We start from the raw sequence: 24555 nt of genomic DNA on the forward strand, positions 1-24555 counted from the left end.
CGATGGACGTGACGCGGCATAACCCCACACCCTGGACGGCTCGCGCCGAGGATTGCGTCGAGCGGGCGATCGCAGGCTTGCGCGCGGTGCTGGACGGGCGCCCCGACCGGCGCGTGCTGCTGTTGTGCGACTCGACGCTGGCCGACCCGCTGGCCGACGACATCGCCGCGGCGGGGCTGGCCCGGCGCGAGGTTGATCTGATTTCACAGGGCGCGACCGCGCCGCCCTTGTATCTGGCAGAGGTGCCCGACGAAATCCGGCACGAGCGCCTGGTCAACGCCAGCATCAGGCTGGCCGTGGACGAGGCTATGCGCCCGGCGCCGGCGGGCAAGCGCCCGCGTTCGATGTCGGCGTGGCTGGCCACCGACCTGCCCCTGGCGGAAGTGGCGCAGCGCCTGGTCCTGCGTGCGCGCTTGCGCGATGCGCAAGGCCGCGTGCGCATCCTGCGGTTCTGGGATCCGCGCACGACGCAATATCAAAGCGAGCTCTACGCCGGCACGGCGCCGGCCTCGTGGATACCGGGCGCAACCTGGATGACCGTGGACGGATTCGCGCGATGGAAAACGCTACCGGATACGCCCGGCCCGATGCAGACGGTCACGCCGGCTTGGCCGCGCCTGGCGCGTCTGGGCCGCATCAACGCCGTGTTGCAACGGCTGAATGCGGACGGGTTGCGTGTCGGTCCGTCGGTGCTGGATGCGGTGCGCCACGCGCTGGACGCCGGCGCGGCATGCGGCATCGATGACGATGAAGACGTCGCGTTGTTCGCGGCATGGCGGGTACGTCTGGATGCGCCACTGGAGCGCGCACCGTCGTTTGCGGCCTTGCTGCGCGAGGTGCAGGAAGAGGGCGGCCGGTTGCGCAACGCGGCCCAAGACATGGATGACGAAGATTGGGAGCGCTTTGCGCAGGAAGCGCAAACGCGGGAGGACTTGCAAGCATGACTGACTACGACGCGCTGCCCTGCAAGGGCAAGTTCTGCGGCCGCCCCGGGCTGCCCATCCTGCCGATGCGGATTGCCTACGTGCCGGGCGGCAAGAACGACCTGCCCGACGGCGTCTACCTGGATACCGAGCTGTACTACGACACCATGCGCCAGGGCGCATACATGCTGCGCGCGATCACGGCCGGTTATGTGTACATCTGGGATCCGCGCCGCAGTTACGGCTGGCGCGCGTTTGCGGCGACGGCGACGGGCCAGATGAAGGAAGTGCCGGTGGATGACGACGACCGGCCGTCCCAGCAGCCGACGTTCACCTGCACGCGCGAAGGGCACGGCCTGGAATCCGCGCTGATCAACGTGGAGGCGCCCGCCAATGCGTCGCGCACGGTCTGGGTGGGGTACTCGCGCGTGTGGTGGACGCGTGATATCCGCCGCGAGCTGGCGCGCGATGAAGGCTGGCGCAAGAAGGTCATGGTGGAGCTGGACGCCAAGGCGGTGTGGGCCGGCGGCTACCCCAAGGCCGATACCGGCTACCGCGTGGCGGAAGACGGCGCCAATCTGGCGAAGCACTCGATCGAATTCCGCGATGCCGCGGGGGCGGCGACCCTGTTCAGCAATACCTTGTCGCCGGGCGTCACCGTCTTCGGCGGGCAGGCCGCGGCGTTGGCGGCCAAGATGCGCCAGATGACACCCAAGGGCGGCATCGTGCTGGCGTTGCGGGACCCGGTGGGGATCCTCGCCGACATTTCCACCTGGCGAAACAAGTGGATGGGCGATCTGGCTGCCCATCATCTGGACCCGACGCGGCTGCGGGAAGTGGGCGTGGCGCAGATCATCGAAGGTCTGGAAAAGCAGATGCAGTCGTCCGGCGATGACCGCAAGCGTCTGCGAGAGCGCGTCGACACGGGCAAGGTCAGCAAGACGCTCAGTGACAACAAGGCGGCCATTGCCCGCATGCGCGAACATATCGAGGGAGCAGGCAAGGACTGGGCGTGGTGGTACGGGCGCGATACGTTCTGGCTGGCGCTCAAGGCGTATTCGTCCAAGGACGCCGCCGCGGGCGTGCGGCTGGAAGAAGACATGGCCCTGTGCGTGGACGGCGCAGGCGCGGTGGAATCCGAGCACAAGGCCATCGATGACTCGCTGAAAGACGAGGACATGACGGGCACGTACGAGGCGATCTGGCGCTCACTGGCGGCCAACGACGACGAGCTGCTGGGTTTCCTGAACCGCGAGGGCAAAGGCAAGGTCATCTCGAAACAGGTTTCGAGTATCCGTAAACTGGTCAAAGCCTACAACGATTGGCTGAAGAAACGCGCGTCGAAGGGTCAGTTGCCGCCAATGCGTGCGGCGGGCGCCGCCATCGGCCGATTCATGGCGACCCAGTTGCTGCGGTTGACCCTGTCGGGCGACCCCATCGCCGAGCGCGTCGCCGCGCGGGTCACGTTGACGATGGCCGCACGCATGAACATCGTGATGACGGTGCGCGTGCACACGACTACGCTGCCCCGGATGATTTCGGACATGCACCAGATCATCTGGGAACCCAATCTAAGCTCGGTGACGGTGGGCGGCGGCGGTGGGCTGTACGCCAACAAGCACATGCAGGCCGGTTGGATGGGAACGCAGGCCGAGCGTTCGACATCGATCACGACCAACTACATCATTCCCGAAGAAGTCGATGCGCAACTGAACGCGGCGGCAGCCAATGCGCGCCCGCGGCCAGGCGCGGGGGGCTCGCCGCAATTGGCGCTACCGGCGCCTGCGCCAGTCCTGGCCTTGCCCGCGCCGACGATGTCGCCGTTGGCGGGTTTGGTGAAGTGGGCCAAGTCGCGCGACGGTGCCAACGCGGGGGCGACGGGGGTGTTGACGCTGGTGGCGCTATACACCTCGGTATCGGACCTGAGCAAGGCAGAGGCGATCAAGGACGCCAAGGCGGCGCGCAAGGCCTGGTTCGGCATCACCTCCGGCGTGCTGGGGGTGGGCAGTGTGGCGATCGAAGTAACGGCGGGCGCGATCGGCGCGCGCGTGGGGGCGAACACCGCGTACACGATGAATCTGCAGCTGAACTTGCGGTTGACGGCAGTTCGTACCGCTGGCGCGGTCTTCGCCGCGGCGGCCACCTTCGTCGATGGCGCCAACAATGCGCTGAACGCGGTCGATCAATACGACGTGAAGAACTACGAGGCCGGGGGCGCCTACGCGACATCCTCATTCTTCCTGTTGCTGTCCGGCCTGACCGGCGTTGCGACGGCCCTCGTTTCGCTGGGAGGCGCGTTCAGCGCTGCCGGCGTGGTGGCGGGCGCCGGCGGGTTGGGAGGCGCCATGGTGGGCCTGACGAGCGGCGGTACGGTGCTGCTGGGCATCCCGGTATGGGGCTGGATCGTGCTGGGCCTTTGCCTGTTGGCGGCGGGCCTATACTTTAAATTCTGGGGCGACAGCGCCAAGGACAGCGAGTTGGAGATCTGGTTTACGCGCTGCTGCATGCGGTCTGCAGAATTCGAAGATGTGAAGGACCGCCCGCCTTTCGAAGACCGGGTGGAAGAGTTGGAGGCATTCAATCGCGCAGTGTTCGGCGTGCGGGTGACGCTGGATTGGAAGGGGTTTTTGAAGGGCGAGGTATTTGGCCGCGACCGGCTGGTGCTGGAAGTGATCATGCCGGGCTATTCCGACCATAGCGACTACGCGTATAGCCTCACGCTGGTCGGGGATGGCGTCAGTGCGGTCGTCTCAAGCAAGGGATCCGTGCGCGCGGAAGATCCCGAATTGCAGCCGCGCGGTCCGTCGAACCTGCAGTTCGTGAAAGGCAGGCCGCGGGAGGAAACCTGGGCCGACCGCGTGGACCAGTATGTCGACAACCTGAGCGCGCGGCCCGGTTGGGCCGACGTGTGGCGCTGGATACGCAAGGACCGCAGCCAGGCGATCGAATTCACCGGCAAGCCGTGGGACGATGTGGTGCAATTCCACGTCAGCAGCGGATGCGGGATTTTGCGGACCGAGGTCCTGGTCGACGACGATATCTTCCACGAAGCGTTGCTCAAGGTGGAATACTGGCCCGATCCGGACCGCATGCCCGACATCCGGTCGCTGCCCATGGGCGGCAGCGGATCCAATCTGGTGAAAGCCAATAACTGACAGGGTTTCAAGCATGAACAGCAACGAAGGAATCCAGGCGGCGGTCTACACCCGCTGGCATCAGCTGTCGGTGCCATTGGCCTTCGCGTTGGCTGCCGGCAGTTTCATGCTCGTGGTGCTGAACCGCGGCCCGATCGGCCTGGCCGCCGTGCTGGCGGTACTTGGCCTGCTCGTGCCGCCCTTGGTGGCCTTCAAGGGCTTTCCCACCCGCAACGCGGTCAAGGTGACGCCGGACGGGCTGGAATTCTCCCGACGCGGGCCGATCGCCTTTGCTGATCTGAAAAGCTGGGGCACCGACGACTACCTCAAGCTCATCCGCCCGGGCCTGCCTACGGTGCTGGTAAGCCCGGCGGATCTGCCCAGCCGCGAGCGCTTGCTGCGCGACTTCGAACAGGCGCTGCAGGCGTGGCAGAAGCGGCAGCCGGCCGGTACGGCCACGGCGCGCCGCACGCATTTCTACGGTTCCACCGCCGGTCGTCTGGTCGGGCTGCTGATCACCGCGCTGGGTGCCGGCTCCGCCGTCATGGCGCTGAGCCAGCGGGAACCGTCGATCTCGCTGGCCATCGTGGGCGGACTGGGCGCGCTGTTCGGCCTGGCGATGCTGTTCGGCAAGCGGGGCTGAATCCAGAGCCTTTCACCCCCGCGCCCAGGCTTTTCGCGGCTAGGACAGGGCCTCGCTGACGGTACCCTGCACCGCGGCGCAACGCGTGCACAGATCGGCATCGTCCGACACGGACGGCTCATGCTTCCTGCAGCAGGCGCATGCACGCCAGCTCGTGGGCGTGAAGCTCACATCACCGCCGTCGTCTGACCGGTCATCGGGGAAGACCGCCGCGGCGCCCAGAACGTCGGCAAATGCGCCAAGCCTTGCTGCCTTCGCCGGCGACCACGTGACGTTGACCTGGGCCGCGCCCTTGACCCATTCGTCCCGGTTGGCTTCCACCCAACGGTTGAGCGTGCCTTTTAGTTCTACCGCTTCGCCATAGGCTGCAAGAGTCGCGGCTTCGTTCTCTGCGACAGGCAAGGTCACGTCGGCAAGCGTGGCCAGCAGAACGCTATCGCCCTGTTCCGCGCCTGCTGCGCGCAAGTATTGAAAGACCTCCTCGCAAGAGTAGGGCAGCACCGGCGTCAGCAGGCGCACCAATGTGCGCACCACCAGGCCAAGCACCTGCTGCGCCTGACGCCGTCGGGGCGCGTCCGGCCGGTCGCAGTAAAGGCTGTCTTTCACCGCCGGAAAGTAATCGCTGGATGCGCTTTCCGCGTAGCGCAGCAGATGGGACACGGCTGCGGCAAAATCATAGCGGTCGGCCGCCAGGCACACGTCGACGCCCAGCTGGCGCAGCAAGGCCACCTGAACTCGGTCCAACGGGTGCGACACGGGCTGCGTCTGCCAATCGAAATCCTGAAGGTTCTGCAGGCAGAAGCGCATGGTGTTGCGCAGCTTGCGAAAGCGCTCCTTGGTCAGCGCAAGCGCCTCGCCCGAGAACTTCAGTTCGCGCGTGAAGTCCTGCTGCAGTGTCCACAAGCGCAGCACGTCCGGGCTCAGGGTCTTCAGCATCTGGTCCAGCGGCTGGTAGTTCTTGCTGGACTTCGAGAACTTCTGGCCCGTGCCGTCCACCACGAAGCCGTGGGTCACCACCTGCTTATAGGGGGCGCCGTGACCGGCCGCCGCGCACGTCAGCAGCGAAGACTGGAACCAGCCGCGGTGCTGGTCGGAGCCTTCCAGGTAGACGTCGGCCGTGCGGCCGTAGCGCTGCATCAGCACCAGTTGATGGGTTACGCCGCTGTCGAACCAGACGTCCAGCGTGCGGCGAGGGCCTTCGCTTTGCCAGGCTTCCACGCCTTCGGTCGCGACGCGCGCCGCCAGCCGCACGTCATCGGGGTCGGCCGGATCCACAAGGGGCGTTCCCCACAGCCGGTTGCGCGAGACGCACCAGGCTCCGCGCCCGGCCAGCATGCTGGTTAGCCGTTCGCGGCCTGCGGCGGGCACGAACTCCACGTCGTCCAGCGCGCGCAGCGCCTGTTGCCGGGTGTCGGCCAGGTCCAGGAACCACTCTTGCGAAGCGCGGAAGAACACTGGCGTCTTGTGGCGCCAGCAATGCGGATACTCGTGCTCCAGGGTGGACACGGACACCACGAAGGGCGCCACGCGTTCCAGCACGTGGGCCCTGGCTTGCGTCAGGTCCATGCCTTGCATCCCCGCCACGACAAAGCGGCCATGCTCGTCCAGGTATTGCTCGACGGCCAGGCCGTACGGCTCGCAGACACGGAAATCATCGGTGCCGAAGGCCGGCGCCATGTGCACCAGCCCCGTGCCCGCCCGGCTCACGAAATCCGCCGGCAGGACGGGCACGGCGTCTCGTGTGTAGGGGCTGACTACCGTCAACCCCGCCAGGTCGACGTCGGGCAGTTGCTCGTCGCCGGGCTGGCGTAGCCGCACCCGGCTACGCGTGCCGTCGCTGGCGGCGACATAGCTCAGGGCCGGGTTGTAGGCGACCGCCTTGTTGGCCGGCAGCGTGTACGGGGTGGTGGTCCATACATCCAGGAACAGATCCTCGTGGCCCACAACCGGAAATAGCACGACCAGGCTGTCGCCGACCTTGGTTTTGTATTCGACCTCGGCTTCGGCCAGCGACGAGGCGCATGCCGGACACCAATGCACGGGCCGCAGCCGCCTGACGGCGCCGGGCAGCGCCTGGAACACCTTCGCTGCGCCCGACTCGAAGCCGGGCGCCATGGTCAGATAGGGCTGCTCCCAGTCGGCGGCCACGCCCAGCTCGCGGAATTGGGCGGTCTGCAAGTCCACTTGCGAGCGGGCGTAGGACCGGCAGGCCGCCACGAAGGCCGGCGGATCGTCCTTGCCATGGCCCAGGCGTTCGACCTCCAATTCGACGGGAAGGCCGTGGCAATCGAAGCCCGGCACATACGGCGCGAAGTAGCCTTGCAGCCGTTTGAACTTCACTACCGAGTCCTTCAGGCCTTTGTTGACGGCATGGCCAAGGTGCAAGCCGCCGTTGGCATAGGGCGGCCCGTCGTGCAGCAGGAAGAGCGGGCGCGCGCCTTGTGTGCGATGCAGGCCGTCGACGACCGCCTTGCTCGACCAGCGCCGCAGGGTTTCCGCCTTGTCGGCGTGGGTGGTGGCCAGCGGGAATTCATGCTTGAAAAGATTCAGCGTGTACATGTTTCGAGTCCAGAAATGCAAAAAGGGCAGCGTTCTGTACGCTGCCCTTTGGAAGGTGAGGTGCGAAGGTGGGGCTTAGCCGCCCAACGTAATTCGCCCCCGACGCCCAATGGCAGCGGAGGTGCGAATAATCACGATCGACAGGAATCTGGACACGGGTTTTGGCTGGTTGGTGTGTTGACGTGGTGGATTCACTCTAGCACAACATCAAGACCCGAAACAAACGCAACAATAATTTTCGGGTTCCGCACCGCCGTCGTTGCCGGCGCAGCTTGCGGCTGGATTGGCGGGGCGCGGCGGTGGCCCGCGCCATTGCTGGCGTTCTGACCGTGGCGTGGGTTTGAAGCGACAGCACGGGCCCGCCGGGATGCGCGCCGCACAGTATCGGGCCATGTTTCAGCTTGCCAGGCGGGCATTGCGATCCGGCCCTGAATCAGTAGTATGCCGGCTCAACGATCCGATTCCGCCTTATTCAAGGACCGCTCCATGATGTTGCCGCGACCGCGACTTGCCCTGTCCGCCCTGGCCTTTTCGCTTGCCTTGTCCGGCTGCGCCACCCAGCCATTCTCGAGCAACGAGGGCACCATGGACGATCCGCGCTATGCGCAGCTGCTGGATCTGATCGACGAAGCGCTGAAATCGGACATGGCCGTGGTGCTGGTGGCCGATCTGACGCCGCACCCTACGCTGGGCGACGCGCTGGCCATGACGAAGTACACCTCCCGCGTGATCTGGATGAACGAAGCGGCGCCGCAAGTGACCTTCAGCCGCAGCTTCCACACCAATTCGCTGCAGAAGGACACCAAGACGCCCCTTCTGTTCAATTCGTTCGAGGTGCATATCCTGCCGCCCGGCAAGTATCTGCTGACCGGCGGAGACGATTACAAGCTGAATGCGTTGCTGGATGAGGTGGGCGCGCAGAGCGGCCCGGTCGGCTCGGGCCGCGGCGCCAACGGCACGTCTTATCTGTCGCCGGAGCTCTATCGCGAGTTCTACAAGCAGACCAATTGGCACGATGCGAGCTACGGCACACAGACGGGGTCGCGAACGGTCTGCACCGCCGTGCATGCGGCGTCGGGCGCCTGCGTGAGCTGGGGCGAGCAGCAATACAGCCAGACGACCCAGACCGGGGCTGCAGGCTACCGCGAAGATACGCAGTATCGCGACATCCCCGCCATCAAGATCCAGTCGCGCATCCCGCCTAAACAGGCGTTGGCCAGCTTCACGCTCAAGGCCGGCCAATTGGTGCTGAGCCAGCGCATGCATCTGAAGACACCCAGCTACAAATACCGGCAGTCCGCCTGCCGCGCAGTCGAGGCCAAGATGATCGAGTGCCCGCTTGAGGACATGACCGTCTACACCCGCCCGGCGCCGATGGAGTTTTCGCAGAAGCTCATCGCGCGGCGCAAGAACGTCAGCGCGGAACATCAGCAACTGCTGGCAAAGCTCCAACCCATGCAGATCACGACGCTGGGCAAGCAGGGCATGGAAGACCCGGTCTGGGGTGTGCCGGTGTCGCTGCGCAAGGGCAAATGAACGAAGCCGGGGGCGGTGATCCGCGCAAGCGCTGGCGCGAGCAGCAGCGGGCCCAGCGTCTGGAACAAGCCGACGATCAGCGCGCCGCGTTCGACGCGCAGGCGGCGCGGCAACGGGCGTGGGCCGAACGGGCACGGCAGCCGCCGGCCCTGGCCCGTGTGGCATGGCAGGGCCTGACGCTGCGGGTAGTGAACGTGGCGCAGGCCCAGACGCTTCTGAGCCGGATCCGAGATACCGACAATGCTGCGTATTACGCGCTGCTGGACGAGGCCGCAGCCGCGCAGCTGCCCGACATCGCCGGGCAGCAGTGGGTGTTCCTGGTGGCCGACGCACCGGTGACGGCAACGACTTTGGACTTGCCCGCGCAACTGCCGGACCATCCGGCATTGCGGGTGGCCGGCTGGGTGTTCACGGCGGGTCTGGATGCCGACGTGCTGCGTGTCGGCAACGCGGCCAATCCGGACATGGCAACCGGCGAATCAGAGGCCAATATCGGGCCTGATGCCGGGCCTGACACTGGGCCTGACACTGGGCCTGACACTGGGCCCGACACCCGGTCTGGCACGATGGTGGTTGCATTGGGCCCGGCACGCGCCGGACTGCTGATGTTGCACGCGGGACGGCACGCGTTCACGGAAGGGCTGCATGCCACGACGCTGCTGTGCCGGCACTATCGGTGCCAGGTGCTGGTGCGTGGCGCCTTGCGCGCAGATTGCTTGATTGCCGCAGGCGGTGACGTGTACTGCACTGAGGCGCCGCGTATCGCCCTGCTGGCGACCGACGACGCCGACCGCAATCGCAGCCGCGTCATGTCGCGCCCGGGCCGCAGCTATCGCTTTCATCCGCCTACGCATGCGCTGGAGGACATCGTGGCGCCGCCCTGGTTGCGGCGCGATGCGCGCGGCCATGCGCGGCTTTCCACGCGCCTGGCGGATCTTGCCGATGCGCAGGCCTTGCTGCGCCCGCGCAAGGCGATCGATGGGGTCTATGACGGCTTCACAGCCGAACTCCAGCAGGCCATGCAGACGCTGTCGGCGTTACTGCGCACCGCGGGCCCGGCGCAGCTATCTGTGCGGTTCGGGCCCAGTCCCTCGAACCACGCCCGGTATTCCGAGAATGCCGCAGGCGCGCGCGAGCTGGTGCGGCAGATCGATCATTCGGAATATGTGCGTATCAGCGCGACGCAGCCGGGCGCGGGCGGGGCCATTGCGCTACGGGCGGAACAGCTGAGCGCACCTGTGCGCGATCGTTCTGTGCGCGATGCCCGGCCAGAAGACGACGACCCCGAGGCGCGCATGATCAAGCTGGCGCTGCGCGACGCAATCGCGCGGCTATTGGCGCACTACGGTCCGGCGTAACCGGCCGGGACAATCCGGCCTGCGCGTAGTCGCTCGGGCGGTTGGGAGTCAAAGATGCCGGTGGCTGCACGCCATCGGCGCATCGATCATCTTGCCCACGGCGTCCGCCATCATTCTTGCGCTTTCTTCGTCCAGCCAGTTCGTGCGTATCGATCGAAAGCCCAGGCCAAGGCTGAAGTGCCAATCCAGGTCGAAAATTCGATAGGCCTTGCCAGTGGCTGGGCAGTGCCATTGCACGTCGGGGTCTTCGAAGGCCGCCCCAATGAAATCGACGTGGTCGCCATAGGGAGGCAGGTCCGGTAGCGGCTCGCCGGTTTCCGGCAGGCTAGGGACTTCCAGGTTTTCGCCGACATGCACGGCGGGGTTCGGGCCGTCATAGGCCAGCAGCATCAAGCCGAATTGTTGCGGATCGGTGTCGTACGTCTGGGCGATATGCGGGCTCATGAATGCGCGTGCCGCGGGCCCGATCAGGTAATGCGGGCTGCGCCACGAGCTGCCCTCGTCATTCTGAAGGGTGCAGTCGAGTTCGATGCCGTGGCCGGTCAGCAGTTCGAGCGTTTGCGCGATGCTGAAGTCCGGCGCGGCCTTCAGGCCGGCGGGCAGGGCGGGACACCCTTCGTACAACGCCAGCACCTCGGCGGGGCTGCGCATCGCATCTTCGTATCGGTAGGTGCAGTTCAGGGTCTGTGCCAGCGTCAAGCTCAGGTCGACCAGCGCCGGCATCGGCACATTGCGCCCGAACGGAGGCAGCACCATGCCGGTTTCCAGCAGACGGGCTTCAAGCTGTTTCCAATCCGGCGGCGGCAGATGGGGATACCGCGGGAACAGGAACTGGTGATGTTCAGACATGCGCCGCGTCTAGAACGACGTGCGGACGCGCGAGGGCATCGGGGTTGCCCCGGTAACGGGGCTGCCGCGCAGGCGCGGGCGTCAGGCGGCGGATCGTCTTCAGCACTTCTTCCGGTTCTGCCGGTTTGCGCAGGTAGGCCGCATAGCCGTCGCAGGTCTCGCTGATTTCATGCTCGGGCCGGCCGCTCAGCACCAGCACGGGCGTTTCGCTCAGATAGGCGTTTTCGCGCATCGCGGTGAGCAGTGCGCCGCCGTGCATGCCCGGCATGGAAAAGTCGGTGATCACGAGGTCAGGGCGCAGGTCAAGCATCTGCCGAAGCGCGGTCAGGCCGTCGGTATGCGTCGTGACGTCATAGCCTTCCATGCGCAAGATCTCGCTCAACATGTCGACCAGCATCGGCTGATCGTCGACCAAAAGTATTTTTTTCATGATGGTTCAGTGCCACGTACTGCAGCGTTTGGATTTCTGGCCGCCCTGGCCGTCCGCAAGCGCCGTTGTTGTACGGCCATGCGAAGTGTGGTGGGGCAGGGCCAGCGGCATTTCGCTCCTTCCGGGCGCTGACGGAGCAGGCGAAAGGAGGATGGCGGACCGTGGATAGGCGCATCCTAGGGCATGCGCGTTGTTCATGTGTGTCGTAATTGTATCGGGAGGAAACGAGTGCTTGGCTCGCCCTCGTGCCACGTCGTTGATGCGGAGCGGCACGGAAACCTTTTGCCATGCTTGAGCGGTGCGTCGATCGGAAATTGAGCGGTGGACACCGTGCTTTAATTCGATCTGGATCACGCGCGCGGCAACGCGCCAAGCAACCCACGGGAGCCCGACTTGCCCATAGAATTCGAACAGATCGAGAGCGGTTTCATGGACACGTTGCGGGCGCAGTCTGCCTTCGCGGGATGGAAGAAGAAGCGCAAGCGTTGCCTTTGGCGCGCGCTTGGAGACGTACAGCAAGGCGTGGAGCTGATCCGCTACAAGGCCTCTTTCGACAACCGGCAATTGGTGTCGTTGGGCCTGTACGTATCCGTGCCCTGCGAGCGCGAGTGGCCGGTGTATGTGCCCACCGAAATCTGGGACAAGGGTCGTCTGTACCGCAGGGCGTATCTGGTACCCGGCCAAGGTCTGGTCGACGAACCCACCTTCGCCAGCGGCGCTTCGATCGCTATCGCTTCCGCGGAAGCGTTGGCCGACTTGCTGGCTACCCTTCCGGGCGATATCGACGCGCACGTCACTCCCTGGTTCAAGCAATACGAGACGCTGGAAGCCGCCTCGTACGAGTACCAGATTCCTCGCTGGCGGCTGGAGAAGGCGGGTCTGATTCCCTTGACGCCGGGAAGTTCGGGCTGATCGTCGCCGCTCAGAAAGCGATTGAAACCGCTTATACACCCCGTATCCCGGCATGCGGGACTGACACATACCTGAAGTGATAACTTGCTTGCCAGACGAATGATTTCTGGTTCAAGCCGTTATGCATGGCTGCATCGCAGAAGCAGCCCGCTACAGGAGAATAAAGATGGCCATCACGAAACGACTCATTCAGGCGGTTCTCGCGGGCGTCCTGGCGTTGGGCGTCAGCATGACCGCCCAGGCCGACAAGCAGACCCGCAATACCGTCATCGGCGCCGGGCTGGGCGGCGTGGCGGGGGCATTGCTGTCCGAAGGCGATCCTTGGGCGACCGTGGGCGGCGCGGCCGCCGGCGGCTTGCTGGGACACGTCATCACCGATGACGACCGCGGCGGGCGCCGCCACGGCTGGGACCGCGACCGGGGGCGCGACCATTCCTACCGTCGTGCAGGCTACCGGGGTTATGACGGTTATCGCGGCCACGACGGATACCGAGGCCATAACCGTTCAAACGGGCGCTACCACCACCGCCGCTGATCCTGTCGGGCGCTTCTGGAGCCAGTCGACCACGAACTCCCCCGATTCATGGATGTGCGTGCGCATGGACTGGCGCGCGGCCGCAGGGTCGCGCGCCACAAGCGCTTCGACGATCGCCGCGTGATGCTCGATATTCTTCTTCATGCGCGACGCGTACATACCCAGCACGGTCATGTTCAGGATGTTCCTGGTGTAATCGGTATGCAGGTCCTTGATGACGCGCTCCAGCGACGAGTTGCCGGAAGCCTGGAAAATCAGGGAATGAAACTCGTGGTTCCTGGTCACCCATTGCTGCATCGGTCCCGCGGCATGCCGGTTGGCGGCGGGGCCGTCCTTGTTGACTTCCGCATGTAGCGCCGAGACCGCCTCCACGCATGCGACGTGGGCGGATTGCAGCCTGTGCAGATCGGCGTCGGTGATCCAGCGCGCTGCCAATTCCGCGGCCATTCCCTCCAGCTCTCCCCGCAGCCAATAGTTCTGGCCGATGTCTTTGACGGTGGGGGCGACCACGGTAGCGCCGTAGCGGGGTTGCTGGACGATCAGACCCTTGATCTCCAGTTGCCGGAATGCCTCGCGCACCGGCGTCCGGCTGACGTCATACTCCTCGGCCAACGCCTCCTGCCGCAGCTTCCGTCCGGGCGGATAGGTGCCGTCGAAGATCTTTCTGGAAATCTCGCCAACGAGTTGCTGCACGAGGGCTTCCTGGGATTGCGGCGGCCTCGCCGGATCGGCCCGGCTGCCGGGCGAGAAAGGTTGTTGCATGGTTCGCTCCCGCCCCGACATGCTGCACCCGGGGCTTCTGCCTCAGTGTTCCAGGTCTTTTTCGGTGATCTCGGGCAATTCGCCCTTGATGTTCATCCTGCCTTCGTACACGGGGCCGGCCTTGGCGGTGGGGCCCTGGTACTGCACGAAGAAGATCGTGCCGCCGGTTTGTGTGCTGAGCGCCTCTTCGATGTGCGGGTCGGGATGGAAGACGACGGTGCCCGGCCCGAAGCGCTTGCCACCCATATCGAACTCGCCGTCGATCACGTACCAGACCTGCGCAAAGTCGTGCCGGTGCAGCTTGAAGCCTGCTCCCGCTTCATAGCGCAGAAAGCCGGCGTTCGGTTCCGTCGGCCGTTCCGGGCGGGTATGGAACAGAAATTTCGTCTTGTTCTTGAACCGGCCCATTTCCCATTCCATGTCTTCGGGCTCCCGGTACTCGGGCATATGGTGAACCAGGGTCTGATCGTTCGCGTTGTTGCTGCTCATGGCAAGCTCCTTTTCTTGATGCGGCCGCCAAAGTCTATCGAGCTTGCGGCAAAAATACTGGATACAAGATTGGGCGTGAGTGCGCGCGTAAAGCAGGCTGGCTGGCATGCGGGCAAGGCATATCAGGCGCCTATAAATTTGATATTGGACCCGTCTGTCCAACCCTTCATAGACTCCATCGAATTATGGAGAGGTGACCTATGCACTTGAAGGGAATCATCGGGTATCTGCTGACGCCGTGCGACGACGGCGGCCGTGTCGATCATGCGTTGCTGGCGCGCCACGCAGAACGGCTGATCAGCGAAGGCGTGCACGCGCTGGCGCCGTTGGGCAGCGTCGGTTGTTTGCCTTATCTGGCCGACCACGAACGCGAAGACGTCATCCGCACGGTCGTCGGCGTCGCCAATGGGCGGCTTCCCGTGCTGGCGGGCGTGTCCAGCCTGACCACGGCCAGCACCATCCGGCACGCGCAGTACGCGGAGCGCGCCGGCGCAAGCGCCATCCAGGTGCTGCCTAGCACCTACTGGAAGCTGACGGAGCCCGAGATCTACGCGTATTACCGCGAGGTGAGCGAGGCGGTGTCTCTGCCGGTGATGGTCTACAACAATCCTTTCACCACCGGCATCGATCTGTCCGTGCAGTTCCTGGCCAGGCTGGCGGAGCTGCCCACCGTGACGATGATCAAGGAAAGCAGCCCCGACGCCACAAAGATCGCCCGCCTGCGTGAGGCCTGCCCCGACAAGACCGCCATCTACGTCGGCCTGAACAGTATGGCGCTGCGCGGCTTTGCTGACGGCGCGGCGGGCTGGTGCACGGCGTCGCCCAACGTCAGTGCGCAGTTCGCGTTGAACCTGTATCGCTGTGCGATGTCCGGCGACAGCGAAGGCGCGCAAGCGTGGTTTGCGAAACAGATCGGCCTGCTGGATTTCCTGATCGAGCATGGCCTGCCGAGATCCGTCTCTGCGGGCATGCAACTCCAGGGCGTATCGCCGGGACGATTGCGCGCGCCATTGTCCGCGCTGGGCGTGGAGCATGAACAAGCGCTTCTTGAAATCCTTAAAGGCATGGAGATCGTGAAATGAACAATGCACTGCGACGCTGCGCGGCAGGTCTGTTGGGAGTCGTCGTCCCGGTCGCGGCCGCCTGGGCGGGCGGATATCCGTCGCAACCCATCCGCCTGATCGTTCCTTTCGGCGCAGGCGGAGTGACTGACACGACCGCGCGGGTGTTCGCCGAAGGGCTGACTCGGGAATTGGGACAACCCGTCGTGGTCGAGAACCGGGCAGGGGCCGGCGGCTCGATCGCCGCCGGGGCGGTGGCGAAGTCGGCCGGAGACGGCTACACCCTGCTGGTCATCACCAACGGCATGGTTGCCGTCAACCCGCTTATCTACAAGACGCTGCCGTACGATCCTAACAAGGACTTCACCTACGTCGCCATGCTCGCCAACACGCCTACCGTCCTGGCAGTAGGGGTGGACAGCCCCTATCGGTCGCTGCCCGAGCTGGTCGATGCGGCGGCAGTCCAGGCCGACAAAATCTCGTTTTCCACGGCAGGCGAGGGGTCCGACAACTATCAGGTGCTGGAGCTTTTGCAGCAGGCGACCGGCGTGAAGATGCTGCACGTTCCCTATAAGAGCGGCAACGAGTCTCTGACGGCCGTGATGAGCCGCAATACGGATGTGACCGCGGTATCCGCAGTGACGGCGGTAGGCTTTATCGAGGCGGGTCAGATCCGGCCATTCGCCGTGACTGCTTCCCGCCGCCTTGCGAGCCTTCCGGATATTCCGACCGTCAAGGAAGTGCTGGGCAAAGAGGCCGAGGGCGGATCGCTTTCAGGCATTGCCGTGCCCGCAACTACGCCCGCGGAAATCGTCGCGCGCCTGAATGCCGCCATTTCCGTGGTGGCGGCCAGCCCTTCGGTGCAGGAAAAGATCTACGCGCGCGGCAGTGAACCTGTGGACAGGTCGCAGGAGGCGTTCGCGCGCAAAGTCGTCGAAGAACAGAAGAAGTGGGCGGGCATCCTGGCAGGCGTGCGGAAATAGGGGTGAACGCCTTAGGCTGGCTGCGCATCGCCTTGCGCGGCCAGTACCTCGCGGGCCGTGTCGGTAAACCAGCGGACCGCGGGGTTCATGCGATGGGCATGCACCGCCAGCGCCATGGGGTAGGTCAGCGGCGCGCCGGACGCGTCCACCAGATCCACATAGGCCACGTTGTCGATCGCAATCTGACGCAGGGCTTCAGGCACGATCGCCACGCCGAGTTCGGCTGCAATCAACGGCAGGCTGATCAAGGCGTGGGAGGATTCCTGCATGACCTTCGGATGAAACCCGGCTTGCCGGCAGGCTGCCACGATTTCGCCCGCGAACCCCGGGCTGTCAGAATGGGCCAGTGTCACCAGCGTGTCGTCGCCCAAGTCGGACAGGGCTACCGTCCCCTGGCCTGCTGTGGGGTGCGTCCCGGGAACGGCCAGGATCAGGCGCTGCCGGTTCAGCGTGATCATATCGATGCCAGGCACCCTGGACGCGGGCGGAACCAGGAACGCGGCATCCAGCTCGCCGCGCTGCAATTCAGCCAGGATGCTGACAGTGCTACCGCTGGTCAAGCGCAGCCGGATGTGCGGAAAGCGCCGGGTGAATTCGGGCAGGATCAGTGGCAGCAAACGCAGCGCCGCGCTGGGAACCGCGCATACCCGCAGGGTGCCGATGCGGCCATGGGCGGCATCCCGCGTGACCTCAAGCGCAGATTGCGCGCCGTCCAACAGGCGCGTGGCCTCACCCAGAAAGGCGCCGCCCGCGGCGGTCAGCCGCACGCCCAACCGGTCGCGTTCAAACAGCGGCGCGCCGATCTCGGCTTCCAGCCGCTTGATGGCAATGCTCAAGGGCGGTTGCGTCATATTGAGGCGTTCGGCCGCGCGCCGGTAGTTCAGCTCCGTGGCAAGCACCACGAACTGCTTGAGCTGCCTGAAATCCATGTCTTGCTCCGCCTGCCCGGCTGGTAGGACGTCTAATAAGGAAGCGGGAATCGCCTGGCCAGATCCGCGACGCCTGCGCGAACTGCGTCTTCCGTGCGGGCGTTGACCGTGCCCGCGCGTACGTCGCCGAGCACGGCCAGGATCATGTCTCCGATCTCTTTGAAGGCGTCGGGGCCCATGCCTCGGGAAGTGCAGGCCGCGCTCCCCACGCGTATGCCCGAGGTCACGGTCGGCTTGGCATCGTCGAATGGCACCGCGTTCTTGTTCAGGGTAATGCCGACCTGCTCCAGGGCCAGTTCGGCCGCATTGCCGGCCAGCCCCCACGGGCGCAGGTCGACCACACCCAGGTGGCAATCGGTGCCGCCAGACACGATGGACAGGCCGCCCTCGGTAAGCCGGTCGCACAGCGTTTGCGCATTGCCCACCACGGCTCGGACGTAGGTGCGGAACGACGGTTGCAGGGCCTCGCCCAGCGCGACGGCCTTGGCCGCGACGATGTGCATCAGCGGGCCGCCCTGCAGGCCGGGGAAAACGGCCGAATCGATTTTCTTCGCGATGTCGCCGTCATTGCTGAGGATCATGCCGCCACGCGGCCCGCGCAGCGTCTTGTGCGTGGTGGTCGTGGTGACGTGGGCATGCGGCACCGGCGACGGATAGACGCCACCGGCGACCAGCCCCGCGAAGTGCGCCATGTCGGCCATGAAGACCGCGCCCACGTCGTCGGCAATGGCTCGGAACCGCGCAAAGTCCAGCGTCCGGGAATAGGCCGAGCCGCCCGCGACGATCAGCTTGGGCCGTTCGCGTTTGGCAATCCGTTCCACGTCATCCATGTCCACGCGCTGCGATACCGGGTCCACCCCATAGCTCAGGGTCTGGAACCAGCGGCCCGACATGTTGACCTTGGCGCCGTGCGTCAGATGGCCTCCCGCCTTCAGGTCCAGGCCAAGGATCTTGTCTCCGGGCGTCAGCAACGCCAGATAGACGGCCTGGTTCGCCTGGCTTCCCGAATGGGGCTGCACGTTCACGTACCCGGCGCCGAACAGCAGCTTCGCCCGGGCGATCGCGATGTTCTCCGCGACGTCCACGTTCATGCAGCCGCCGTAGTAGCGGCGCCCGGCATAGCCTTCGGCGTACTTGTTCGTCAGTACCGAGCCCTGGGTATCGAGCACCGCACGGCTGGCGAAGTTCTCAGAGGCGATGAGCTCGATCGAGTGCATCTGCCGATGCCGTTCCGCGTCGATGGCGGCCCAGATGTCGCGGTCGGCCTGTGGCAAGGCAAGGGCGCTGACAACGGGCAGCGGGCCGTCGGGGAGTGCAATGGTCGTCATGATGGATGCCTGCGGCAAAAAGTGGGGCGGTCAGGCCCGGCTTTTTCGGCGCGTCGCTAGCGTCTGCAAAAGTGACGATGGCGTCCAGGCGCCGGCCCTGGGCCAAAGAGGCAGTGTAGGAGGGGAGTGGCATAGCTATTCATGCCACTTTTTTTGCAATAGGCAGACCACTTGGTCTGCCCGAGGCACCCGATCGAAAGGCTTGCTGCGTCAGGGGTTGAACAGCAGGAACCCGTAGGTGATGAACAGCGCCAGGTGCATGGCGCCCTGCATGATGGAGGTCCGCTGCCCGTTGAACGACAGCATGCCCAGCAGCACTGTCAAGGCCAGCAATACGGTTTCCAACGGCGATATCCCCATGATGACCTGCTTGCCCGTGATGAGGCCGATGACCAGCACGGCGGGGACGGTCAGGCCGACGGTGGACACGAAGGCGCCCAGACACAGATTGATGGCGCGCTGCATCTCATTGTTCAGGGCGGCCTTGATGGCGGTCAGGGATTCCGGCGTGAAAACGATGATGGCGATCAGCACGCCGCTGACGGCGACCGGCGCGCCCGCGGTCGCCACGCCGTAGTCGATGACGATGGCAAGGTGATGTGCCAGCAGGACGATCGGAATGATCATGCCAAGCAGCAGCAGGCTGCTGCGCACGATGGCGGACCGGTCGCCGGGAGCGGATGCCGTGTCTTTCGCCTGCGCCGCGGTTTTTTCGGGCTGCGCCGCCACGGCCATCAGGCCGGGATGCGGCTGAATGAAGAGCCGCTTCTCGTTGCGCATCTGAAGCAGCAGGAACACCGCATACAGTGCGGCGGTGACCGCGGCGATCGTCCAGCCTTGCAGCGTCGTGAATTCGCCCGCGCCCGACAGGTAGTTGGGCAGGACCAGCGCCGTGCCGGTCAGCAGCACGATCATCGCCAGATAGGCGTTGGCGCCTTGGGCGTTGAACTCTTGCTCGCCATACTTCAGGCCGCCCGCGACCAGGCAGATCCCCATGACGAGATTCACGATGATCATCATCACCGCGAAGATCGAGTCGCGCCCGATGGTCGGAAACTCGCCCGGGCCAAGCAGCACCGAGGCAATCAGGATCACCTCGATCGACACGATAGAAAGCGTCAGGATCAGCGTCCCGTAGGGCTCGCCCAGCTTGTGCGCCAGAAGATCGGCTTCATGGACCACGCCGAACGAGGCGGCGATGATCGTGAAGAACAGCACCGCAAAGCAGGCGATGGCGGCGACGGGGGTAAGCGGCTCCGCCAGCCATGCGCCGCCGTAGACCGTAAAGGCGATTACGACAAGCCAGGCCCAGCCCAGCTTGAACCAGGTGGCCTTGGGAATGCGAGGGGCGTGCGAAGGGGGCACGGCGGTCTCAGGTTCGGTCGCGGCAACCGAAGGCGCGCGAGGAACGACAGAGGTGGGGAGGAGGGCGGGGAATAACGGGACGCGCATCGCTGGTCTTTCCATGAAAGATAAGCGGGGTCGTCCCCGATAAAGACACGCCAGTCAGGTCGTCCTGGCTGGCGAGAGCGAGCTGCTCGATCGCTGAAATTCTAACCGATCGGGACTTGGGGCAAGGTGCCCGGGGCGCGTTGGCACATCTTTCCCGTCCTGGGCTAGACTGATCTCCCTTTCATCTGCCCGCCTCCGTCATGGCCCTGCACAGCTGGCTCATTTACCTGGTCGCCGTCATCGGCCTGTCGATCACGCCTGGTCCCAACACGCTGCTTGCGCTGACCCACGGCGCGCTGCACGGCCATCGCAAGGCGTTGTGCACCATCGCCGGTGGCGCGGTGGGTTTCATCGCCTTGATCGCCTTGTCCATGCTGGGCATCAGCGCGCTGTTGAAAGCCTGGGGGCCGGCGCTGACGGTGTTGAAGTGGGCGGGCGGCGCCTATCTGATCTGGCTGGGCATCCAGTTGTGGCGTGCCCCGGGCGTCCAACTGACGCCCGCGCCCGATATGCCCCGGCCGCGTCGCACGCGGATGTTCAGCCAGGGCCTTTTGTCCGCGATCTCCAATCCCAAGGCGCTGCTCTTTTACGGCGCGTTCCTGCCGCAATTCATCGATCCGGCGCGCAGCCTGTTCACGCAGTTCGTGATCATGGCGGGCACCTTCGCCGTCATCGAATTCCTGGTCGAGTATGTGCTGGCGCGGCTGGCGCACCGGGTGCGGCCGTGGCTGGAGCGTACCGGACGCCGCTTCAACAAGGTGTGTGGCGGCCTGTTCGCCGCCATGGGGGCGGCGCTGCCGGGTTCTTGACGCCTACTGCACCGTCGTAGGGGTTGCGGCGCGCGAGGACTGCGTGGGCATGCGCTCCAGGGTCAACGTGCCGGGTTCGCTGGACGATGGGCGGACCACCACGGCCTTGTTGGTATTGTTCGCGCCCAGGTTGGGTAGATCCGTCGGGCGGGCGGCCACGGCCGCAAAGGGGCCGCCGCCCGTCGACGGCACGCCGTCCAGGGTCAGGGTGCCAGCCCACAGGCCGTCGCGGCGCGATAGCACCTGGTATTGCTGGGGCGCGCCGGCAGTGCGTGCCACCACGTACAGCGTGCCATCAACGATATTGAGCGCCGGGGGCGACGCGGCCAGGGCGTCCAGTTTGGCCGGCTTGCCGTGCTCGACGAGCCAGAGCGGTCCGCCCGTGCGTTCCAGCAGCGCCAGGACGACGTTACCTTGCGCATCGGCGCTGATGGCCGGGCGCCCGATGTAGGGCACGCCCAGATCCGTTGCCGCGCTCCAGTCCATGTCGAGGTCGGTGGTGTCGCCGGCTTCCACCAGCTTGATCAGATGGTTGTTGCTGCGCTGGCGGAAATAGAGTTCCACGCGGTTTTCGTGGTTGCGGATCGCGGCCAGGCCGCCCGCCGCTTCGGGTGCCGGCACGCGGCGCCAGCCTTGCCATTCCGGCCGATGGCCTTTGGCGGCCGGCAGTTGGCGCGTGTAGAACAGTTCGCCCGCACCGGCCGACGCAAAGATCACATAGCGCCCGTCGGCCCCGCGCGCGGCGGCCGGGGCGCCGGTGGCGCCGTCCAGCGGCGGCAGGTCTTGCCAGGTGCTCCAGCTGCCGTCGATACCGGAGGGCGTGATCCAGTGCAGCACGCCGTCATAGCCCAAGGCCACGGCGGCCGCTTCACCGCGCGGCGCAACAGCCGGGATCTGCGTGACGCGCAGGCCGCCCAGCGCCTGCCAGCCTTGCCAAGTGCCATCGTGGCGCTGCTTGTTCGCCCACACGCCGCCTAGCGGGTCGCGCGCCATCAGGCCGGCCGTGCCGTCGGCATGGGTGAAGGAAACCAGCGGACCGCTGGTGCGCCCGCCCAGGCTTTGCCAGCGGCGCTGGCTGGAATCCCAGCGGTTGACGGCGGCATTGGTTTCGCCGGCGGCGAACACCACGAGGCCGCCACGCCCGTCCGGATACAGCTGCGGTGCGATGTCCTGGCGGGAGACGTAATAGGCGCGCTGCACCCAGGCGGCAGCGGGGCCGGCGGGCTCTTTGCAGCCCGTCGGGCCGGCGCAATAGTGGTAGTCGTTCCAGGCGTAGTGCTGGAAGATCACCGACTTGCTGGCGATTTCCGTGTCGGCCAGGTTGGTGGCGCGTTCCTGGCTGGGGTAGTCGATGTAGCCAGTCTCGGCATAGTTTCCGGGCACGCGCAGCATGGCTTCGCGCACCAGTCGCGCGCTGGCGATGTGGTCCGGATGCCCATGGCCCGCGCAACGCCAGCAAAGCTGCGTATAGGGAACGACGATGGTGTCGTCCAGATGGCGCACCGTGGTCGGCTTGTATTGGCGGATCAGGTCCGCCAGGGTGTCGATGAGTTGCTCGCGCGTGTAGACCTGGGGGTAGGGGCCCAGCGTATCGACGCTTTGCCCGGGTTCCGATTCGGTGCGGCTCAGCGGCGTGAGGCTACCCCAGCCCTTGCCCAGCCATGGATCCTTCAGGCGCATGTGCCAAAGCTGCACGCGCGGATTGTCCTGCAAGGTGAAGCGCGCGATGGCACGCCCGCCGGCCATGCCGGCATCTTCCTTCCACTGGTCGGGCTTGTGCGCCATGTAGGCGTAGGCGGCGCGGATGCCGCGTTCGCGACCCAGCATGTAGCCGTCGCCTTCGCCCGCGTCGCTGGCCGTCAGGTAGATGACGCGCACGCAGCCGCCCGCCTCGATGTTGGAGGCGATGTCGGGGTTCATGAACAGCAGGTCGTCATCCAGGTGGGCCACGAAGGCCAAGTCCTTGATGCCATGGCATTGTTCCAGCGTCGGCGGGGCGGCCAACGCGGACGCGGAGACTAGAACGGTGACTGCACAGAACAGCGCCCGGCAAACGGGGCGTACTAAGGCCATCAAAGCTGGCATAGGTGGGCGTCGCTTAAAAGGCGCGGCGCGGCAGTGTGTTTTTGGTTCAACGAGTATAGCGGGCAGGTGTTGCGGGCTGACGAAGGAACCGGAACAGAGTGTTGGATAGGGTGTCAGTCTGCAATGCTGCGGTTTGGCATTTGGTCCGTCACTTTTTTTGAAGCTCAAACGGCCGGCTCCCACCGTCCCGAGGCCGGGTCCACCACCGTGCGCACGCCGCCCGCCCACACCTGCTCATCCGCCATGCCTGCCGCCCGTTGCGGGTCGATATCGAATACCACGCCCAGCGCCTGCGCGACGCACGCCGCTTCTACCGGCAATTCCCAGGTCAGGAACAGTTGAGTGAGATCCTCATCGGCAGCGAAGTCAGTGGCTTGAAAACCGCTGCTGCCACGTGGGATCACGGCGTGCGGCTGGCAGGTATCGAAGAGGATGGCGGTGCCCCGGACGAGCGGGATGCGGTGCCCGGAATACGGGAAGTGCACGTCCATCCCTTTGTCGTCGCTCAGGAACAGGTTGCAGAAGGCGGCGCTGCCGTATTGTTCACCGTCATGGTGGTACCTGGCGCCGCGGCATGCCATCAGGGCAATGTCGCTGTCCGCAAGCACGTCGCCCAGCCCCAGCGCGCGTGTCCAGGTGGCCATGGCCTGCACGCAGCGCTCGTAGTCGGGCCAGCGCACTTGCGTTCGGGCCAGCGGCATCTGTTCGACGTCGCCAGGCTCCAGGGACAACCGGGTGGTGATTTCGCGATGCCAATCGGCGACTACGCGGGCGGGGGGCGGTGGCACGTCGACCATGCCTGACAGCACCGTGCCGCCCACGCTGCGGCTGCGGATCGCGTTGCCGCTCCAGAAGTAGGAGGTGAGAGGCATCATTTTTCTGCCGCCTGGTTCAGCAAGGTGAACACTTCCTGCACGCAGTCCGCCATTTTCCTGGCCAGCGTGCCCACGGGGAAGTGGTCGGAGGTCACCGCGTAGCTGGGAAATTCGATTTTTCCCGAGAACGGGATTTCGCGCAGTTCAGGCATGTTCAGCGCCCGCGATACGACGGGGTTGATGATCGAAACGCCCAGCCCTCTGCCCACCATCGAGCAGATGGTCGTGGCGTAAGGCGTTTCGATCGACAGGATCCGCGAATCATCGGGAAAGTGCCGGTCGACCGATGCGCGGTTGAAACTGCCTGCCGGCAACGAGATGAAATTCTCGTCGTTGAAGTCGGCGGGCTTCAGTATTTTCTTGCGGGCCAGCCGGTGCGTGCGCGGCACGATCGCGACGCCGTGCGCCGCGTTGATCCGCGCGTACTGCAAGCCTGGCACGTCGGCCTGGATGGAGGCGAAGCCGATGTCGCAGAAGCCGGTGGCCATCCACTTCGCCACCACGTCAGACCCACCCGTGCTGACCACGACTGGAATGTCCGAGACCTTGTCCCTGAACAGCCGGAGGGCGTCCGGCAGCACGCATTGCGTGATGGATCCCACCGCGCCGACCCGCAGCAGGCCCGTGCCCCGGCGGCGGATGGAACTGGCGCTGTCGTTCAGCGATTCCAGGCCGATGAAGGCGCGTTCGACGTCGGCGTAGAACGCATCGGCTTCAGGGGTAGGGATCAGCCGGGTGCCGACGCGTTTGAACAGCACGAAACCCAGCGTGTTTTCAAGCAGCGCGATCCAGCGGCTGACATTCGGCTGCGAGGTGTGCAGCAGCCCGGCCGCCGTCGTCATCGAGCGCGTCATCATCACGGCGCGAAAAGCTTCGACCTGCTTGAAATTCATCGTTCAGTCC

21 protein-coding genes are annotated in these 24555 nt (G+C 65.4%); 10 read left to right on the top strand and 11 right to left on the bottom strand.

Annotated elements, in window-relative coordinates; translation table 11 throughout:
- Positions 1-2: 2 nt before the first annotated feature.
- The 3 genes from AC27VE_RS13020 to AC27VE_RS13030 are packed head-to-tail and all read left to right on the top strand — an operon-like array spanning position 3 to position 4700.
- Complete coding sequence (locus tag AC27VE_RS13020) at positions 3-944, top strand: hypothetical protein (RefSeq protein WP_488704123.1); 942 nt, start codon at positions 3-5, stop codon at positions 942-944.
- Positions 941-4078, top strand: a complete 3138-nt coding sequence (locus AC27VE_RS13025; RefSeq protein ID WP_488704063.1) for a T6SS effector BTH_I2691 family protein — start codon at positions 941-943, stop codon at positions 4076-4078. The genes AC27VE_RS13020 and AC27VE_RS13025 overlap by 4 nt, the downstream gene beginning before the upstream one ends.
- Positions 4079-4091: 13 nt before the next feature.
- Positions 4092-4700, top strand: coding sequence for a hypothetical protein (locus AC27VE_RS13030; RefSeq protein ID WP_488704064.1), 609 nt, complete (start codon positions 4092-4094; stop codon positions 4698-4700).
- 39 nt (positions 4701-4739) lie between these two features.
- Here AC27VE_RS13030 and AC27VE_RS13035 read toward each other — a convergent pair whose 3' ends face one another.
- Positions 4740-7259, bottom strand: coding sequence for an isoleucine--tRNA ligase (locus AC27VE_RS13035; protein ID WP_488704065.1), 2520 nt, complete (start codon positions 7257-7259; stop codon positions 4740-4742).
- A 486-nt stretch (positions 7260-7745) separates the two neighbouring features.
- Between AC27VE_RS13035 and AC27VE_RS13040 the strand changes: the two genes are divergently transcribed.
- Positions 7746-8795: a hypothetical protein gene (locus tag AC27VE_RS13040; RefSeq protein WP_488704066.1), complete on the top strand. Its 1050-nt coding sequence runs from the start codon at positions 7746-7748 to the stop codon at positions 8793-8795.
- Entirely contained in the window at positions 8792-10153 is a 1362-nt protein-coding gene (locus AC27VE_RS13045) for a hypothetical protein (RefSeq protein WP_488704067.1), read from the top strand. Before AC27VE_RS13040 ends, AC27VE_RS13045 begins: the two co-directional genes overlap by 4 nt.
- A gap of 48 nt (positions 10154-10201) precedes the next feature.
- Here AC27VE_RS13045 and AC27VE_RS13050 read toward each other — a convergent pair whose 3' ends face one another.
- Positions 10202-11002 carry a hypothetical protein gene (locus AC27VE_RS13050; protein WP_488704068.1) on the bottom strand — a complete coding sequence of 267 codons (801 nt, stop codon included), beginning with the start codon at positions 11000-11002 and terminating at the stop codon, positions 10202-10204.
- Positions 10995-11432 (bottom strand): response regulator, encoded by a 438-nt coding sequence (locus AC27VE_RS13055; RefSeq protein WP_234818323.1) that lies wholly within the window; start codon positions 11430-11432, stop codon positions 10995-10997. The genes AC27VE_RS13050 and AC27VE_RS13055 overlap by 8 nt, the downstream gene beginning before the upstream one ends.
- A 393-nt stretch (positions 11433-11825) precedes the next feature.
- Here AC27VE_RS13055 and AC27VE_RS13060 point away from each other — a divergent pair, with 393 nt between their 5' ends.
- Positions 11826-12344, top strand: a complete 519-nt coding sequence (locus AC27VE_RS13060) for a hypothetical protein (RefSeq protein ID WP_488704069.1) — start codon at positions 11826-11828, stop codon at positions 12342-12344.
- A gap of 166 nt (positions 12345-12510) precedes the next feature.
- Complete coding sequence (locus tag AC27VE_RS13065) at positions 12511-12879, top strand: YMGG-like glycine zipper-containing protein (protein WP_488704070.1); 369 nt, start codon at positions 12511-12513, stop codon at positions 12877-12879.
- Here AC27VE_RS13065 and AC27VE_RS13070 read toward each other — a convergent pair.
- Positions 12850-13641 (bottom strand): GntR family transcriptional regulator, encoded by a 792-nt coding sequence (locus tag AC27VE_RS13070; RefSeq protein WP_488704071.1) that lies wholly within the window; start codon positions 13639-13641, stop codon positions 12850-12852. The genes AC27VE_RS13065 and AC27VE_RS13070 overlap by 30 nt on opposite strands.
- Before the next feature lie 42 nt (positions 13642-13683).
- Positions 13684-14130: a cupin domain-containing protein gene (locus AC27VE_RS13075; RefSeq protein WP_488704072.1), complete on the bottom strand. Its 447-nt coding sequence runs from the start codon at positions 14128-14130 to the stop codon at positions 13684-13686.
- Between the two features lie 200 nt (positions 14131-14330).
- On the opposite strand from AC27VE_RS13075, the gene AC27VE_RS13080 reads away from it, so the two are divergent.
- Both AC27VE_RS13080 and AC27VE_RS13085 read left to right on the top strand, forming a co-directional pair.
- On the top strand, positions 14331-15212 hold the full coding sequence (locus AC27VE_RS13080; protein ID WP_488704073.1) for a dihydrodipicolinate synthase family protein: 882 nt from the start codon (positions 14331-14333) through the stop codon (positions 15210-15212).
- A complete protein-coding gene (locus tag AC27VE_RS13085; protein WP_488704074.1) occupies positions 15209-16174 on the top strand; it encodes a Bug family tripartite tricarboxylate transporter substrate binding protein in 966 nt (321 codons plus the stop codon). Before AC27VE_RS13080 ends, AC27VE_RS13085 begins: the two co-directional genes overlap by 4 nt.
- A gap of 11 nt (positions 16175-16185) precedes the next feature.
- Here AC27VE_RS13085 and AC27VE_RS13090 read toward each other — a convergent pair whose 3' ends face one another.
- The 3 genes from AC27VE_RS13090 to AC27VE_RS13100 all read right to left on the bottom strand — a co-directional run bounded on the left by AC27VE_RS13090 (position 16186) and on the right by AC27VE_RS13100 (position 19883).
- Complete coding sequence (locus tag AC27VE_RS13090; RefSeq protein WP_488704075.1) at positions 16186-17103, bottom strand: LysR family transcriptional regulator; 918 nt, start codon at positions 17101-17103, stop codon at positions 16186-16188.
- 32 nt (positions 17104-17135) lie between these two features.
- Entirely contained in the window at positions 17136-18431 is a 1296-nt protein-coding gene (locus AC27VE_RS13095) for a serine hydroxymethyltransferase (RefSeq protein ID WP_488704076.1), read from the bottom strand.
- A 210-nt stretch (positions 18432-18641) separates the two neighbouring features.
- On the bottom strand, positions 18642-19883 hold the full coding sequence (locus AC27VE_RS13100; RefSeq protein ID WP_488704077.1) for a calcium:cation antiporter: 1242 nt from the start codon (positions 19881-19883) through the stop codon (positions 18642-18644).
- 200 nt (positions 19884-20083) lie between these two features.
- Here AC27VE_RS13100 and AC27VE_RS13105 point away from each other — a divergent pair, with 200 nt between their 5' ends.
- Positions 20084-20692, top strand: a complete 609-nt coding sequence (locus AC27VE_RS13105; protein ID WP_088589412.1) for a LysE family translocator — start codon at positions 20084-20086, stop codon at positions 20690-20692.
- A 3-nt stretch (positions 20693-20695) separates the two neighbouring features.
- On the opposite strand, the gene AC27VE_RS13110 is transcribed toward AC27VE_RS13105, so the two are convergent.
- The 3 genes from AC27VE_RS13110 to AC27VE_RS13120 form a co-directional block, all read right to left on the bottom strand.
- Positions 20696-22765: a DUF8189 domain-containing protein gene (locus tag AC27VE_RS13110; protein WP_424625035.1), complete on the bottom strand. Its 2070-nt coding sequence runs from the start codon at positions 22763-22765 to the stop codon at positions 20696-20698.
- A gap of 176 nt (positions 22766-22941) precedes the next feature.
- The gene (locus tag AC27VE_RS13115) at positions 22942-23649 is read right to left on the bottom strand and encodes a hypothetical protein (RefSeq protein WP_488704124.1); all 708 of its coding nucleotides are present in this window, start codon (positions 23647-23649) and stop codon (positions 22942-22944) included.
- Positions 23649-24545: a LysR substrate-binding domain-containing protein gene (locus AC27VE_RS13120; protein ID WP_488704078.1), complete on the bottom strand. Its 897-nt coding sequence runs from the start codon at positions 24543-24545 to the stop codon at positions 23649-23651. Before AC27VE_RS13120 ends, AC27VE_RS13115 begins: the two co-directional genes overlap by 1 nt.
- Between the last annotated feature and the right edge of the window lie 10 nt (positions 24546-24555).

This window comes from Achromobacter sp. 18P8.1.1, from assembly GCF_057799415.1.

What these genes read in the sequence shown, in the direction of transcription:
- AC27VE_RS13020 (WP_488704123.1), top strand. Translation starts at nt 3, where the DNA reads ATGGACGTGACGCGGCATAACCCCACACCCTGGACGGCTCGCGCCGAG.
- AC27VE_RS13025 (WP_488704063.1), top strand. Translation starts at nt 941, where the DNA reads ATGACTGACTACGACGCGCTGCCCTGCAAGGGCAAGTTCTGCGGCCGC.
- AC27VE_RS13030 (WP_488704064.1), top strand. Translation starts at nt 4,092, where the DNA reads ATGAACAGCAACGAAGGAATCCAGGCGGCGGTCTACACCCGCTGGCAT.
- AC27VE_RS13035 (WP_488704065.1), bottom strand. Translation starts at nt 7,259, where the DNA reads ATGTACACGCTGAATCTTTTCAAGCATGAATTCCCGCTGGCCACCACC.
- AC27VE_RS13040 (WP_488704066.1), top strand. Translation starts at nt 7,746, where the DNA reads ATGATGTTGCCGCGACCGCGACTTGCCCTGTCCGCCCTGGCCTTTTCG.
- AC27VE_RS13045 (WP_488704067.1), top strand. Translation starts at nt 8,792, where the DNA reads ATGAACGAAGCCGGGGGCGGTGATCCGCGCAAGCGCTGGCGCGAGCAG.
- AC27VE_RS13050 (WP_488704068.1), bottom strand. Translation starts at nt 11,002, where the DNA reads ATGTCTGAACATCACCAGTTCCTGTTCCCGCGGTATCCCCATCTGCCG.
- AC27VE_RS13055 (WP_234818323.1), bottom strand. Translation starts at nt 11,432, where the DNA reads ATGAAAAAAATACTTTTGGTCGACGATCAGCCGATGCTGGTCGACATG.
- AC27VE_RS13065 (WP_488704070.1), top strand. Translation starts at nt 12,511, where the DNA reads ATGGCCATCACGAAACGACTCATTCAGGCGGTTCTCGCGGGCGTCCTG.
- AC27VE_RS13070 (WP_488704071.1), bottom strand. Translation starts at nt 13,641, where the DNA reads ATGCAACAACCTTTCTCGCCCGGCAGCCGGGCCGATCCGGCGAGGCCG.
- AC27VE_RS13075 (WP_488704072.1), bottom strand. Translation starts at nt 14,130, where the DNA reads ATGAGCAGCAACAACGCGAACGATCAGACCCTGGTTCACCATATGCCC.
- AC27VE_RS13080 (WP_488704073.1), top strand. Translation starts at nt 14,331, where the DNA reads ATGCACTTGAAGGGAATCATCGGGTATCTGCTGACGCCGTGCGACGAC.
- AC27VE_RS13085 (WP_488704074.1), top strand. Translation starts at nt 15,209, where the DNA reads ATGAACAATGCACTGCGACGCTGCGCGGCAGGTCTGTTGGGAGTCGTC.
- AC27VE_RS13090 (WP_488704075.1), bottom strand. Translation starts at nt 17,103, where the DNA reads ATGGATTTCAGGCAGCTCAAGCAGTTCGTGGTGCTTGCCACGGAGCTG.
- AC27VE_RS13095 (WP_488704076.1), bottom strand. Translation starts at nt 18,431, where the DNA reads ATGACGACCATTGCACTCCCCGACGGCCCGCTGCCCGTTGTCAGCGCC.
- AC27VE_RS13100 (WP_488704077.1), bottom strand. Translation starts at nt 19,883, where the DNA reads ATGCGCGTCCCGTTATTCCCCGCCCTCCTCCCCACCTCTGTCGTTCCT.
- AC27VE_RS13105 (WP_088589412.1), top strand. Translation starts at nt 20,084, where the DNA reads ATGGCCCTGCACAGCTGGCTCATTTACCTGGTCGCCGTCATCGGCCTG.
- AC27VE_RS13110 (WP_424625035.1), bottom strand. Translation starts at nt 22,765, where the DNA reads ATGGCCTTAGTACGCCCCGTTTGCCGGGCGCTGTTCTGTGCAGTCACC.
- AC27VE_RS13115 (WP_488704124.1), bottom strand. Translation starts at nt 23,649, where the DNA reads ATGCCTCTCACCTCCTACTTCTGGAGCGGCAACGCGATCCGCAGCCGC.
- AC27VE_RS13120 (WP_488704078.1), bottom strand. Translation starts at nt 24,545, where the DNA reads ATGAATTTCAAGCAGGTCGAAGCTTTTCGCGCCGTGATGATGACGCGC.